The organism is Pseudomonas sp. 910_23 (assembly GCF_052850795.1).
Genome location: NZ_VXCZ01000013.1, coordinates 135,721 through 149,703, shown reverse-complemented (window position 1 = coordinate 149,703; position 13,983 = coordinate 135,721). Strand labels below are relative to the sequence as shown.

At 61.7% G+C, this 13,983-nt stretch carries 11 protein-coding genes and 1 pseudogene; 10 read left to right on the top strand and 2 right to left on the bottom strand.

The window, feature by feature from the left end; genetic code table 11:
- Nucleotides 1-125: 125 nt before the first annotated feature.
- From FW800_RS17205 to acpP, 3 genes are all read left to right on the top strand, one after another.
- A complete protein-coding gene (locus tag FW800_RS17205; RefSeq protein ID WP_032880786.1) occupies nucleotides 126-335 on the top strand; it encodes a hypothetical protein in 210 nt (69 codons plus the stop codon).
- 2 nt (nucleotides 336-337) lie between these two features.
- Complete coding sequence (locus FW800_RS17200; protein WP_446438084.1) at nucleotides 338-769, top strand: DNA methylase; 432 nt, start codon at nucleotides 338-340, stop codon at nucleotides 767-769.
- Between the two features lie 303 nt (nucleotides 770-1,072).
- On the top strand, nucleotides 1,073-1,312 hold the full coding sequence (acpP, locus tag FW800_RS17195; protein WP_446438083.1) for an acyl carrier protein: 240 nt from the start codon (nucleotides 1,073-1,075) through the stop codon (nucleotides 1,310-1,312).
- Between the two features lie 8 nt (nucleotides 1,313-1,320).
- Here the strand turns inward: acpP and FW800_RS17190 are convergent, their stop codons facing one another.
- On the bottom strand, nucleotides 1,321-2,103 hold the full coding sequence (locus FW800_RS17190) for a DeoR/GlpR family DNA-binding transcription regulator (protein WP_446438082.1): 783 nt from the start codon (nucleotides 2,101-2,103) through the stop codon (nucleotides 1,321-1,323).
- Nucleotides 2,104-2,223: 120 nt separating this feature from the next.
- Here FW800_RS17190 and FW800_RS17185 point away from each other — a divergent pair, with 120 nt between their 5' ends.
- Nucleotides 2,224-3,384 (top strand): alpha-hydroxy acid oxidase, encoded by a 1,161-nt coding sequence (locus tag FW800_RS17185; protein ID WP_032880790.1) that lies wholly within the window; start codon nucleotides 2,224-2,226, stop codon nucleotides 3,382-3,384.
- Between the two features lie 191 nt (nucleotides 3,385-3,575).
- Here the strand turns inward: FW800_RS17185 and FW800_RS17180 are convergent.
- A pseudogene (locus tag FW800_RS17180) lies at nucleotides 3,576-3,776 on the bottom strand (alpha/beta hydrolase); the annotation flags it as partial.
- Nucleotides 3,777-3,873: 97 nt separating this feature from the next.
- On the opposite strand from FW800_RS17180, the gene lexA reads away from it, so the two are divergent.
- The 6 genes from lexA to uvrA all read left to right on the top strand — a co-directional run bounded on the left by lexA (nucleotide 3,874) and on the right by uvrA (nucleotide 13,952).
- Nucleotides 3,874-4,491: a transcriptional repressor LexA gene (gene lexA / locus FW800_RS17175; protein WP_446438081.1), complete on the top strand. Its 618-nt coding sequence runs from the start codon at nucleotides 3,874-3,876 to the stop codon at nucleotides 4,489-4,491.
- Entirely contained in the window at nucleotides 4,491-5,105 is a 615-nt protein-coding gene (gene imuA, locus FW800_RS17170; protein WP_005787796.1) for a translesion DNA synthesis-associated protein ImuA, read from the top strand. The genes lexA and imuA overlap by 1 nt, the downstream gene beginning before the upstream one ends.
- Before the next feature lie 7 nt (nucleotides 5,106-5,112).
- Nucleotides 5,113-6,528: a Y-family DNA polymerase gene (locus FW800_RS17165; protein WP_248128024.1), complete on the top strand. Its 1,416-nt coding sequence runs from the start codon at nucleotides 5,113-5,115 to the stop codon at nucleotides 6,526-6,528.
- A 22-nt stretch (nucleotides 6,529-6,550) separates the two neighbouring features.
- Complete coding sequence (locus tag FW800_RS17160) at nucleotides 6,551-9,622, top strand: error-prone DNA polymerase (protein ID WP_446438080.1); 3,072 nt, start codon at nucleotides 6,551-6,553, stop codon at nucleotides 9,620-9,622.
- Nucleotides 9,623-9,723: 101 nt separating this feature from the next.
- The gene (locus FW800_RS17155; RefSeq protein ID WP_446438079.1) at nucleotides 9,724-11,436 is read left to right on the top strand and encodes an ATP-binding protein; all 1,713 of its coding nucleotides are present in this window, start codon (nucleotides 9,724-9,726) and stop codon (nucleotides 11,434-11,436) included.
- The gene (uvrA, locus tag FW800_RS17150) at nucleotides 11,433-13,952 is read left to right on the top strand and encodes an excinuclease ABC subunit UvrA (protein WP_446438078.1); all 2,520 of its coding nucleotides are present in this window, start codon (nucleotides 11,433-11,435) and stop codon (nucleotides 13,950-13,952) included. The genes FW800_RS17155 and uvrA overlap by 4 nt, the downstream gene beginning before the upstream one ends.
- Nucleotides 13,953-13,983 lie beyond the last annotated feature (31 nt).

The window sequence follows — 13,983 nt, the reverse complement described above, 5'->3', positions numbered from 1 at the left end:
TTTTTTTGCGCGTGTTTGCCCAACGGTCAGGTGTGGCAATTTCCTTGAACCAATTCAAATTCAGCGTGTTCTGCTGCATAAGGCCGCCACTGTTTGGAAGGCCGTTATAGGCAGGAGATTGCACTGTGAACGAACACAAGAGCGCCGATAAAACCCCCGACCCCGTCAGCTCTGAAGACGCGCAGAAGGGTAAGGCTGAAGGTCTGAAAGGGCAGACGCTGGAGCGTGCGAACCCGAAAACCGAAACAATCGACAAAGTGGTGACACCCACCTCGATCAAGGACATTGAACGCCAGACGGATGCGATCAACGAGAAGCTCGACAAAGGGCATTGAGCATGGCCCGCTCCATCAGCGCTGCCCAGTTGGGCATCGAGCTAAAACCCGATGATGACGCCAGTCTGTTCAAGTGGTTCATCGCCAGCTTCCTGATGGGCAAACGCATCCAGGCGCCCATCGCTGCCCAGGCTTACAAGGTGATCGTTGAGGAGGAGGGGCGTGATACGCCGCGCAAATTGCAGCACTGTACATCGCGGGAGCTAGTAGCGATGTTGGGGCGGGCGCATTACGTGCGGTATGACGAAACCACGGCGCAGCGCCTGTTGGACCTGAGTGCCCGGCTCAATGCCGATTACGGCGGCAAGATTACCGGGATTCGGCAGGCCAGCGAAGATCGCCAGGCGTTTGAACAACGCTTGGGTGAATTCGATGGCGTAGGTCCCAAGACCATCGAGATTTTCATGCGCGACGCGGCGGATATGTTGTTTTGATGCCAACGCTGTATGTGGGCTGCACGGGTTGGAGCCTGGGCGAGGTGCCAAGTGGTGGCACTGTCGGGCTTTTTTTATAAGTGACCCGCCGTCAGGGCTGAACCCTTTACTAGGTCTAAAACGGCAGGTTTTTAAGCATCGAACGATATCTGTGGATACACAGTCATTGCTTATTGCGAACCGATATAGCCGACTGTCAATTCTGACAGTAGAAGCTTTTTTACCTGTGCGTATCTTTAAAGGCGTTTACACGCCTGCTTCAAACGGCTTGGTTTCGATAACGTTAAGCAAGGGTATGCAAAAATGACTGATATAGAGCAACGTGTTAGAAAAATAGTGTCTGATCATTTAGGGATTTCTGAGGCTGAGTTTAGTAATGAGGCATCTTTCATTGATGACCTGGGTGCCGACTCTATGACCCTTGTTGAACTCGTCATGTTTTTGGAGGATGAGTTTGGCTTCGAAATTCCGGACGAAGACAGCAATAAAATTACCACGGTCCAAGATGCGATCAATCTCATGACGAATATGGCTAATCGCTAATGCTGCAATCAGATCTCCACCCGCAGCACTTCCACGCCTGATTGCTCATATGCCTCCACCCCCGGCGCATCCCACTCGGTAATCAGCGTATGAATACGGCTGCACGGCGCCACCACAAACGGTTCCACTGCACCGAGCTTGTCTGAGGTTGTCACAGCCACCACTTGGGACGCGCTGTCTATCAAGGCTTGCTTGACTGCCACTTCGGCAAAATGCAGCGAGGTAATGCCCACTTGCGGATGCAGTGCGCACACGCCGGTAAACAGCAGGTCGGCCTTGATGCTCTGGATCAGGCGCAGCGCTTCATGGCCGCCGGTTGAAAGGGTGGCGGGGTTGAGTTGGCCTCCGGCCAGGATCAGCGTTACATGCGGATGGTCCGCCAGGGCGATGGCGATCATCGGTGATGGGGTGACCACCGTCAGGTGAATTTCGTGCGGCAATGACTGAGCGATCTGCAGGGTGGTGGAGCCGGAATCGAACAGCACGATCTGGCCGTCTTCAACTCGCTCGGCCGCCAGGCGCGCGAGGTGGCGTTTGACTTCGGTGGTTTCGCCGACACGAGTGAAGAAATCCTTGCCGGTGTCCTTGGGACGAGGCAGGGCGCCGCCGTGTACGCGCTGCAATAAACCGGCGGCGGCGAGTTCGCCGAGGTCGCGGCGGATGGTGTCCTGGGACACGGCGAAATGCTCGACCAGCTCGGAAGCCGTGACCTTGCCGTCGCGTTCGAGCAACAACAGGATCTTTTGTTTACGCAGGGAAGGCAGGTCAATGGCTTGATGAACGTTATGCATGTTTATGCGCTTTGTTGCGGGTTTATGCGAGATTAGACATCAGCTTCGAGAAACGCAACGGCTGGTTGCGTGGGCGATGGCCGGTTACTCTCTGTGTTCAGTTCAGGGAGAGGTGACCCGATGTCGTTGATCACAACCATCGAAGACTTACGCAAGCTGGCGCAAAAACGTGTACCCCGGATGTTCTACGACTACGCCGATTCCGGCTCCTGGACTGAGAGCACCTACCGCGCCAATGAAAGCGATTTCGCGCGCATCAAGTTCCGCCAGCGCGTGGCACGCAATATTGATGAGCGTTCGATCCGCGCCAGCATGATTGGCCAGGACATGGCCATGCCCGTGGCCCTGGCACCTACCGGCCTGGCAGGTATGCAACATGCCGATGGCGAGATCCTGACCGCACGAGCCGCTGCGGCGTTCGGCCTGCGCTACACCTTGTCGACCATGAGTATTTGCTCGCTGGAAGACATTGCCGAGCATGTCGGCCAGCCATTCTGGTTCCAGCTTTATGTGATGCGCGACCGTGGGTTTATCGAGCAACTGATCGAACGCGCCAAGGCTGCCGGGGTGGATGCGCTGGTGCTGACGCTGGATTTGCAGATCCTGGGGCAACGCCACAAGGACTTGATCAACGGCTTGTCGGCGCCGCCCAAACTGACCCTGCCCAATATCCTCAACATGATGACCAAACCGCGCTGGGTCATGGGTATGCTCGGCACCCAGCGGCGTGGCTTCGGCAATATCGTCGGGCATGTGAAGGGCGTGGCCGACATGAGTTCGCTGTCGTCCTGGACTGCCCAGCAATTTGACCCGCGCCTGAGTTGGGACGATGTGGAGTGGATCAAGCGGTGCTGGGGCGGCAAGTTGATCATCAAGGGCATCCTTGACGTGGAGGATGCGCGCCTGGCGGCCGACTCCGGCGCGGATGCGTTGGTGGTGAGCAACCACGGTGGTCGGCAACTCGATGGCGCGCCGTCGAGTATCAGCCAGTTGCCCGCCATTGTTGAGGCCGTAGGCAACCGTATTGAAGTGTGGCTCGACGGTGGTATTCGTTCCGGCCAGGACGTGCTCAAGGCCATGGCGCTGGGCGCCAGGGGCACCATGATCGGTCGCCCGCACTTGTATGGCCTGGGGGCGATGGGTGAGGCGGGCGTGACCAAGGCGCTCGATATCATCGCCCGTGAGTTGGACGTGTCGATGGCGCTGTGTGGCTATAACGATATACGCGATGTGAACCGCGAAATTTTGCTGCCTGGCACCTTTCCTGAAAGTGCTGCCTGAGCAAAAAAACGTAAAAATATAAAAAGAGTTGTCCACGAAAACCGTGGGTATCTCTGTGGATAACTTTGCGAAGGCCCGGCTGCGTTGGCGATTTGCGTGAAGATCATTATTTGATCAACTTGTGTTTCGGGCCAGTATGGGCAGGGTTTGCGCTTGACAGCCAAACGCGAACCCAGTGTCGAAAAGTGTATTTATGACGCGTTGTCGCGCCCTGTGGAGTGTGTCACTTCCCGGGCGGGTATCTGCGTGCGCATCAGGTTTTCCAGCGCCTTGCCATAGTTGCGAGCGGCCAGGCTCATGCTGTTGTTATGGCTGGCACCGGGCACCCATAACAATTGCTTGGGTTGCTGGGCGGCTTCAAATAATTGCTGGCTGAAGCGCGTGGTTACGTGCGGTAGCTACAAAGTTGTGTAGATATTTATGCGGTGATGACCAGGCAGTTGATCGCCGACTGACGGTTGTTGTCAGAAATTTCCTACAGGAGTACAAATGTACTCCATGACCAACCTGACTCCCCGCCGTACCGCCATCCTGACCTTCATTCGCGAGCGCATCGCGCACCAAGGCCAGCCCCCCAGCCTCGCTGAGATCGCCGAGGCGTTCGGCTTCGCCTCGCGCAGCGTCGCCCGCAAGCATGTGGTGGCCTTGACCGAAGCCGGCTTCATTGAGGTCAACCCCAACCAGGCCCGTGGCATTCGTTTGCTCAATCAACTCGCGCGTCCCGAGTGGCTGGATGTCCCGGTACTTGGCCGCGTGGCGGCTGGCCGGCCCATCGGTGCCGATGCGGACGTGCACAGCCACTTGCAACTGGATCCGGCCACTTTCGCCAAGACCCCTGACTACCTGCTGCGAGTACAGGGCGATTCGATGATCGAAGATGGCATTCTCGACGGCGACCTGGTGGGCGTACGTCGCAGTGCCGAAGCCTTGAACGGGCAGATTGTGGTGGCGCGTCTGGATGGTGAGGTCACCATCAAGCGTTTTGAGCGCAACGGCGAGCGGGTGCGTTTATTGCCGCGCAACCCGGCATATCAACCCATTGTGGTCGGCCCCGACCAGGACCTGGCCATCGAAGGGGTGTTCTGTGGCCTGGTGAGGCAAGGCTGATGGGCGCCGTGGTTGCCCTGGACTCGCTGTTCAATGGCGGGCGAGTCTGGAAGGGCCGTCCCGCCGCACCACCGGCCAGCGTGCACCCCACGGGGCTGGCGGCGCTGGATGCGGTGCTGCCCACTGGCGGCTGGCCGGAAGCGGCCTTGAGTGAAATCCTCATGGCCAAGGACGGGGTGGGCGAATTGCAACTGGTGCTGCCAACCCTGGCACGCTTGTCGGCCCTGGGTGAGCGCATTGTGCTGGTGGCGCCGCCCTATACGCCGTATCCCCATGCCTGGCAGAACGCCGGGGTAGATGTGCGTCAGCTTTCCATTATCCAGGCCCAGGAGCGCGATGCGCTGTGGGCGGTGGAACAATGCCTGCGCTCCGGCAGTTGCGGTGCGGTGTTGTGCTGGCCGCGCAAGGCCGATGATCGGGCCTTGCGGCGCTTGCAGGTGGCGGCGGAAACCGGACAGACCCTGGCATTTGCCTGGCGCTCCTTGAATGAGGCGGTCAATGCCTCGCCCGCGGCCTTGCGCCTGGCGGTCGAGGCAAAGCCTGCACAAGTGCGCGTGCTCAAGTGCCGGGGCGGGTTGGCCCATCCGGCACCGATTGCCCTGGCGGGGCATTGAGGTTGCCATGCGTTGGGTCTGTATCGTATTCCCGCAATTGGCGCTGGACGGGGCGCAGCGTGTGCATCCCGAACCTGACCAGCCTCTGGCACTGCTGGCCGGCACGCCGCAGCGGCGTGTGCTGCAAACCGTCAACGCCGCCGCCCGTGCCCTGGGCTTGCGCCCTGGTCAATCGTTGACGGCAGCCCATGCCCTGGCCAAGGGCTTTGCCTGTGTGGAATACGACCCTCTGGAAATCGAGCGCTTGCAGCAGTTGCTTGCCGCCTGGGCCTACCGTTTCAGTTCCCAGGTCAGCCTGTATTACCCGCGCGCCTTGTTGTTCGAGATCGAATCGAGCCTGGGCCTGTTTGGGCCCTGGTCGCAGTTCGAGGCGCGCTTGCGCAAGGAGTTGACCGACCTTGGCTTTCGTCACCGCATCGTCGCAGCGCCCAATCCGGCGGCGGCGCGGGTGTTGGCAAACCTTTACGATGGCCTGGCCGTGGCCGATGACAACGCCTTGATGCAGGCCCTGGCGCCACTGCCTGTCGACCGCGCCGGTCTTGACCCGCAGGCCGCCACCGCCTTGTCACGCATGGGCCTGCGCACCCTGGCCCAGGTGCAGGCATTGCCGCGGCATACCCTGGCGCGACGCTTTGACGCCAGCCTGCTCAAGCACCTCGACGCCTTGAGCGGGCAACGCCCCTTGGCCCTGGCGTTCTATCAGCCGCCGGACCAGTTCGAGGCGCGCATCGAGTTGAACTTCGATGTGCAATCCCACCAGGCCTTGCTGTTTCCATTGCGGCGCTTGACCGGCGACTTGTCGGCCTTCCTTTGCGGGCGCGACAGTGGCGTGCAGCGCTTTGACCTGCACCTGGAACATGCCCAGGCGCCCGACAGCGTGATCAAGGTGGGCTTGCTCAGTGCCGAGCGTGAGCCTTTGATGCTGTTCGAACTGGCCCGTGGCCGCCTGGAACAGGTCCAGGTCACCTCGCCGGTGCGCGGTTTGCGCCTGGTGGCCGAGGACTTGCCGGTGTTCGTGCCCCAGCGCCAGGACCTGTTCGACGACCGCCCGCAGCAAACCCTGCCGTGGGAACAATTGCGCGAACGCCTGCGTGCGCGCCTGGGGGATGAGGCGGTGCAGGGCCTGCGCTTTCACGCGGACCATCGTCCCGAATGCGCCTGGCAAGCCGCGACCGACAGCCGTCCATGCCCGAGCTTGAGCAAGGTGCGGCGCCCCGGCTGGTTGCTGTCCGAACCGACGCTGCTGGCCGAGCAGGGCGTGCATATTCTGATGGGCCCGGAGCGCATCGAATCCGGCTGGTGGGATGGCGCCGATATCCGCCGCGACTATTACCTGATCCAGACCCGCGCCGGCCAGCAAGGCTGGGCCTACCGCAATGTGGGGTGCAGCGATGGACTGTGGCTGCAAGGCTGGTTTGCATGAGCTCGGTAGGAGCGAGTAGCGCATGAGTTACGCCGAACTGCATTGCCTGTCCAACTTCAGCTTCCAGCGCGGTGCCTCCAGTGCACTGGAGCTGTTCCAGCGGGCCAAACACCAGGGCTACAGCGCCCTGGCAATCACTGATGAATGCACCTTGTCGGGCATCGTACGGGCCTGGCAAGCAGCGAAAGCGGTGGATTTGCCGCTGATTATCGGCAGTGAAGTGCGCATCGAAAACGGCCCCAAACTGGTGCTGCTGGTGCAAGACCTCAACGGCTACCAGCATCTGTGCCGTCTGATCACCCTGGCCCGTCGCCGTGCTGAAAAAGGCCGTTACCGCCTGCTGCAGGAAGACTTCGAGCAACCATTGCCCGGCCTGTTGGCGCTGTGGGTGGCGCAGGACCATGACACCCAGGCCTCGATCCAATGGCTGTGCCGCACTTTCAACAGGCGCCTGTGGCTGGCAGTGCAGTTGCATTGTGGCCAGGACGATGGGCGTCACCTGGAGCAGCGTCTGGACCTGGCCGCCCGGTTGCAGATCCCGGCGGTGGCTTGCGGCGATGTGCACATGCATGCTCGTGGCCGCCGTGCCCTGCAAGACACCATGACCGCCATCCGCCATCACGTCGCGGTGGCCGACGCCGGTACCTTGTTGCATCCCAATGGCGAGCGGCACTTGCGCAGCTTCGATGCCCTGACCGCGCTGTACCCGCAAGCGCTGCTTGACGAAACCCTGGCGATTGCGCGGCGTTGTACCTTCGACCTCAGCCAGTTGCGCTATCACTACCCACGCGAACTGGTGCCGACAGGTCATGACGCCGCCTCCTGGTTGCGTGCGGTGACCGAAGAAGGCATTGCCCGGCGCTGGCCCGAGGGCGTCGATGCCAAGACCTTGCAGCAGATCGACAAGGAGCTGCTGCTGATCAGCGAGTTGGGCTACGAAAGTTATTTCCTCACGGTGCACGACATCGTGCGCTTCGCCCGCAGCCGCTCGATCCTGTGTCAGGGCCGTGGCTCGGCGGCCAATTCGGCGGTGTGTTTTGCCTTGGGTATCACCGAAATCAACCCGAGCTTGAGCGACTTGCTGTTCGAGCGCTTCCTTTCCAAAGAGCGCAATGAACCGCCGGACATCGACGTAGACTTCGAGCACGAGCGCCGCGAAGAAGTGCTGCAATACGTATTCCAGCGCTACGGCCGCAATCGTGCAGCGTTGACGGCGGTGGTCAGCAGCTACCACGCCGCCGGCGCAGTGCGCGATGTAGCCAAGGCCCTCGGGCTGCCACCAGACCAGATCAACGCGTTGGCCGACTGCTGCGGGCGCTGGAGTGATGACGCGCCACCTCTTGAACGCCTGCGTGAAAGCGGTTTCGATCCGGACAGCCCACTGCTGCGCCGCGTGTTGACGCTCACCCGGCAACTGATCGGCTTTCCCCGGCACCTGTCCCAGCACCCCGGCGGTTTCGTGATTTCCGAATACCCGCTGGACACCCTGGTGCCAGTGGAAAATGCGGCCATGGCCGAGCGCACCATCATCCAGTGGGACAAGGATGACCTCGACGCCGTCGGCCTGCTCAAGGTGGATATCCTCGCCCTCGGTATGCTCAGCGCAATCCGCCGCTGTTTCGATTTGTTGCGTCGGCATCGCAACCTGGATTTGAGCCTGGCAGGCATCCCAAAGGAGGATCCGGCGACCTACGCCATGATCAGCAAGGCTGACACCATCGGCGTGTTCCAGATCGAATCGCGGGCGCAGATGTCGATGTTGCCCAGGCTCAAGCCGCAAACGTTCTATGACCTGGTGATCGAAGTCGCCATCGTGCGCCCTGGGCCGATTCAGGGCGGCATGGTGCATCCGTATTTGCGCCGCAGAAACAAAGAGGAAGCAGAGACCTATCCTTCACCCGAATTGGAGGCCGTGCTTAAACGCACCCTGGGTATCCCTTTGTTCCAGGAACAAGTGATGCAGATCGCGATGGTCGCCGCCGACTACAGCCCTGGCGAGGCCGACCAGTTGCGCCGCTCCATGGCCGCCTGGAAACGTCACGGCGGCCTGGAGCCGCACCAGAAGCGCCTGCGCGACGGTATGCTGGGCAACGGCTACACCGAAGCCTTTGCCGCGCAGATTTTCGAGCAGATCAAAGGCTTTGGCAGCTATGGTTTCCCCGAGTCCCACGCGGCCAGTTTTGCCCTGTTGACCTACGCCAGTTGCTGGCTCAAATGCCATGAACCGGCGGCCTTTGCCTGCGCCCTGATCAACAGCTGGCCCATGGGTTTCTATAGCCCGGACCAGATCCTGCAGGACGCCCGGCGCCATCGCTTGCAGATTCGCCCGGTGGATGTGCAGGCCAGTGACTGGGATTGCAGCCTGGAGCCCATCGATGGCCAGCAACCGGCGATTCGTATGGGCTTGCGCATGATCTCGGGGTTTCGCGAGGACGACGGGCGGCGTATCGAAGCCGCACGCCACCGGCAACCGTTCAGCGACATCGCCGACCTGGACGCACGCGCCGGCCTGGATACCCGGGCCCAGGCGCTGCTGGCGGATGCCGGTGCGTTGCGCGCCCTGGCCGGCAACCGACACCAGGCGCGCTGGGACGTGGCCGGTGTGCACAAGCAGCTCGGCTTGTTTGCCGGCCAGCCAGGTCAGGATGAAACCGTGGTGGCATTACCCGCGCCCAGCGTAGGCGAGGACCTGCAAGCCGATTACGCCACGCTGGGCACCACCCTTGGGCCGCACCCCTTGGCCTTGTTGCGCGCCGAGCTGCGCAAGCGACGCTGCCGTAGTTCCCAAGAGTTGCTGGCGGTGGAGCATGGGCGCAATGTGAGCATCGCCGGGTTGGTGACCGGTCGCCAGCGCCCTGGTACGGCCAGTGGCGTGACCTTTGTCACCCTCGAAGATGAATTCGGCAACCTCAATGTAGTGGTCTGGCGCGACCTGGCCGAGCGCCAGCGCCGGGCGCTGGTGGGGTCGCGCCTGCTCAAGGTGGATGGGCGCTGGGAGGCGGTGGGCGAGGTGCGGCATTTGATCGCAGGGCGCCTGACCGATTTGACGCCGCTGTTGGATGGCATGGTGGTGCGCAGCCGGGATTTTCATTGAGTTCAGTGGTTTCTGCATTCCAGCGTACACAAGATGAAACCATCCACCGTCGGCGCGCTCCAAAACTTGCGATCGTCTTCTCCTGCGCACAGAGCCCAATGATGCAATTTTTATCCAACCCCCACGGCTGTGAAGGCTGGGCCGGCGAAATGGCTCAGCGGATACGCACCTTTGACTGGTCAACTACCGACCTTGGCCCTTTGGATCAGTGGTCCACAAGCCTGGCTTGCACCGTGCAAATGATGCTGGCCTCACCCGTGCCGATGGTGATGCTGTGGGGGCAGGCGGGGTACATGATCTACAACGACAGCTATTCGGCATTTGCCGGCGGACGCCATCCTTACCTGTTGGGCACGCCGGTGGAACTGGGCTGGCCGGAAGTGGCCGAGTTCAATCGGCATGTGGTGGATACGTGCCTGGCGGGCGGTACCTTGTTGTTCAATAACAAGGAACTGGTGTTGTCGCGTCACGGCCGACCGGAAAGCGTGTGGCTGGATCTCTACTACAGCCCGGTGGCGGGTGACAACCAGCAGCCGGCCGGCGTGCTGGCGATTGTGGTGGAAACCACCGAGCTGGTGAAGTCCGAGCGGGTACGCCAGGAGCTTACCCATAATCTGGAGCAACGCGTGGCCGCCGAGGTGCAGGCGCGCTCTGCCGCCGAAGACCAGTTGCGCCAGTCACAAAAGCTGGAAGCGATTGGCGGCCTGACCGGGGGCGTGGCCCATGACTTCAATAACCTGCTGCAAGTGATCGCCGGCAATCTGCATTTGCTTGCCCGGCATGAGCCGGACAATTGCCAGGTGCAACGTCGCGTGACCGCGGCCATCGCGGCAGTCGAGCGTGGGGCCAAGTTGTCATCGCAATTGCTGGCGTTTGCCCGTCGCCAACCGTTATCACCCGCGGTGTACAACCCGCAGCGCATCTATGCCGGCCTGGGCGAGTTGCTGCAACGGGCGCTGGGGGAAACCATCCATATCGACGTGCAATTACCCCAGGACTCCTGGTGCATCAATGTCGACCGCAACCAGCTGGAGAACGCGTTGCTCAACCTGGCAATCAACGCCCGGGATGCCATGCAGGGCGAAGGGGTGATTCGAATCACCGGGGAAAACGTCATCCTCAACCCTGACGATTGCATCGGCAAAAGTATCAAGCCCGGCGAGTACGTGCGCCTGGCGGTGGCCGACACCGGTGTGGGCATGTCCCAGGCCACCCTCAAGCGCGCCTTCGAACCCTTCTTTACTACCAAACGCGAAGGCCACGGCACCGGTCTGGGGCTGAGCATGGTGTTTGGTTTTGTGCGCCAAAGCGGCGGGCATGTGGATATGTGGAGCGAGGAGGGCAAGGGCTCACTGGTGCAGATGTACTTCCCCCACAGCCTGGAGCCCGAGTGCCTCGACGACTACAGTGACGTGGACCCGCAAGGTGGCGGCCAGGAAACCATCCTGGTGGTCGAGGACAACGAAGGCGTGCGCCTGACGGTGGTCGAGTTGCTGCAGCAGTCGGGTTATACCGTATTGACCGCCGAAGATGGCGACCGCGCGATGCAGGTGTTGCAGCGCGGCGCAGCGCCGGACCTGATCTTCACCGACGTGGTGATGCCAGGCCGGGTCAAGAGCACTGACTTGGCCACTTGGGCGCGTACGCAGAACCCGCCGGTGGCGGTGCTGTTCACCTCTGGCCACACCCGCGACATCCTGTCCTCCAATCATTTGCTCGGCGCCGACATCCACTTGCTGAGCAAACCCTACAGCCCTGATGCCCTGACTCAACGCGTGCGCAGGGTGCTCAGTGCAAGACAAGGTTGCCCATGACATCACAGCGCAACATCCCTGCGGTTACCGCCCAGCAACCGGGCTTTGTCAGGGTGCGTGGCGCCCGTGAACATAATCTGCGTAACGTCGATGTGGATATTCCACGCGATGCCCTGGTGGTGTTTACCGGGGTATCCGGCTCCGGCAAATCGTCCCTGGCGTTTTCCACCGTGTATGCCGAGGCGCAGCGTCGCTATTTCGAATCGGTGGCGCCCTATGCGCGACGCTTGATCGACCAGGTGGGCGTGCCGGATGTGGACAGCATCGAGGGCTTGCCGCCGGCGGTGGCCCTGCAACAGCAACGCGGCACGCCGAGTGCGCGCTCTTCGGTGGGCAGCGTCACCACGCTGTCGAGCTTGATCCGTATGCTGTATTCACGCGCCGGCAGCTACCCGCCGGGGCAGGCCATGCTGTATGCCGAGGACTTTTCCCCGAACCTGCCCCAGGGCGCGTGCCCGCAATGCCATGGCTTGGGCCGCGTGTATGAAGTGACCGAAGCGCTGATGGTGCCCGATCCGTCCTTGACCATCCGCCAGCGTGCGGTGGCGTCCTGGCCGCTGGCCTGGCAGGGCCAGAACCTGCGCGACATCCTTGTGACCCTGGGCTATGACGTCGACATCCCCTGGCGTGACCTGCCGAAAAAACAGCGCGACTGGATCCTGTTCACCGAAGAAACCCCCACCGTGCCGGTATACGCCGGCTTTACCCCGCAGCAGACCCGCGATGCGTTGAAACGCAAGCTCGAACCCAGCTACCAGGGCACTTTCAGCGGCGCACGGCGCTACATCCTGCACACCTTCGCCCATACCCAAAGCGCACTCATGAAAAAGCGTGTGTCGCAGTTCATGCAAGGCAGTGCCTGCCCGTTATGCCACGGCAAGCGCCTGACCCAGGCGGCACTGTCGGTGAAGTTTGCCGGGGTGGATATCGGAGAGTTGTCGCAACTGTCCCTGGCGCAATTGGCCCAATTGCTGCGGCCGGTGGCGGCGGGGCAGGACAAGATGAAATTGTCGGTGGAAAAGCGCCTGGCAGCCCAACGCATCGCCCAGGACTTGCTCGAGCGGGTGAACACCCTGATCGAGTTGGGCCTGGGCTATCTGTCGCTGGAACGCAGCACGCCGACCTTGTCCTCCGGAGAGTTGCAGCGTTTGCGCCTGGCCACCCAGTTGGGCTCACAGCTGTTCGGCGTCATCTATGTGCTGGACGAGCCCTCGGCGGGCTTGCATCCGGCGGATGGCGAAGCGTTGTTCAGTGCGCTTGAGCGCTTGAAGGCCGCGGGCAATTCATTGTTTGTAGTGGAGCACGACCTGGAAACCATGCGCCGCGCCGACTGGTTGATCGACGTGGGCCCGGCAGCCGGTGAACATGGCGGGCAGGTGCTGTACAGCGGGCCGCCTGCGGGGTTGGAGGCTATCGAGGCGTCGCAGACCCGTGAATACCTGTTTGCTCCACAGCGCCCGGCCAACTCGGTGCGTCGTGAGCCCACTGCCTGGCTGAAGCTCGAAGGCGTGACGCGCAATAACCTCGATGACCTGAAGGTGGACTTCCCGCTGGGCTGCTTTACCGCGGTAACCGGTATTTCCGGCTCGGGCAAATCCAGCCTGGTCAGCCAGGCGTTGCTGGAACTGGTGGCCACGGGCCTTGGGCGCGTGCTGGAAAATGACGACGAGCCAAGCCTGGAAGACGCCGCACCGCAAGCCAGTGGCGGGCGCATCAGTGCCGGGCTGGAACACATTCGCCGCCTGGTGCAGGTGGACCAGAAACCTATCGGCCGCACGCCGCGCTCTAACCTGGCGACCTACACCGGGCTGTTCGACAACGTGCGCAAGCTGTTCGCCGCTACGCCGGCAGCAAAAAAGCGCGCTTACGACGCCGGGCAGTTCTCCTTCAATGTCGCCAAGGGCCGGTGCCCTAACTGCGAGGGTGAAGGCTTTGTCAGCGTTGAGCTGCTGTTTATGCCCAGCGTGTACGCGCCATGCCCCACTTGCCACGGTGCGCGTTACAACCCCGAAACCCTGGCGATCAAATGGCAGGGTTTGAACATCGCCCAGGTACTGGGCTTGACGGTCGAGCAGGCAGTGGAAGTCTTTGCCGAGCAGCCTGGCGTACTGCGCTCGTTGCAGGTGCTGCGCGATATCGGCCTGGGCTATCTGCGCCTTGGCCAGCCGGCCACCGAACTGTCCGGCGGTGAAGCCCAGCGCATCAAGCTCGCCAGCGAACTGCAACGCAACGCCCGCGGCGCTACGTTGTATGTGCTCGACGAGCCGACCACCGGCTTGCACCCCAAGGATGTGGACCGCTTGCTCAGCCAGTTGAATCAACTGGTCGATGCGGGGCATACCGTGGTTGTGGTCGAGCATGAGATGCGCGTGGTGGCCCAGAGTGACTGGGTCATTGACATCGGGCCGGGGGCAGGGGACCTGGGCGGGAAGGTGGTGGCGTGTGGTACGCCGCACAAGGTTGCCAAAAGCAAGCAAAGCCGAACCGCGCCTTATCTAACCCAGGCGCTGATCTAGCAGTTGTTGATGACCAAATGTGGGAGGGAGC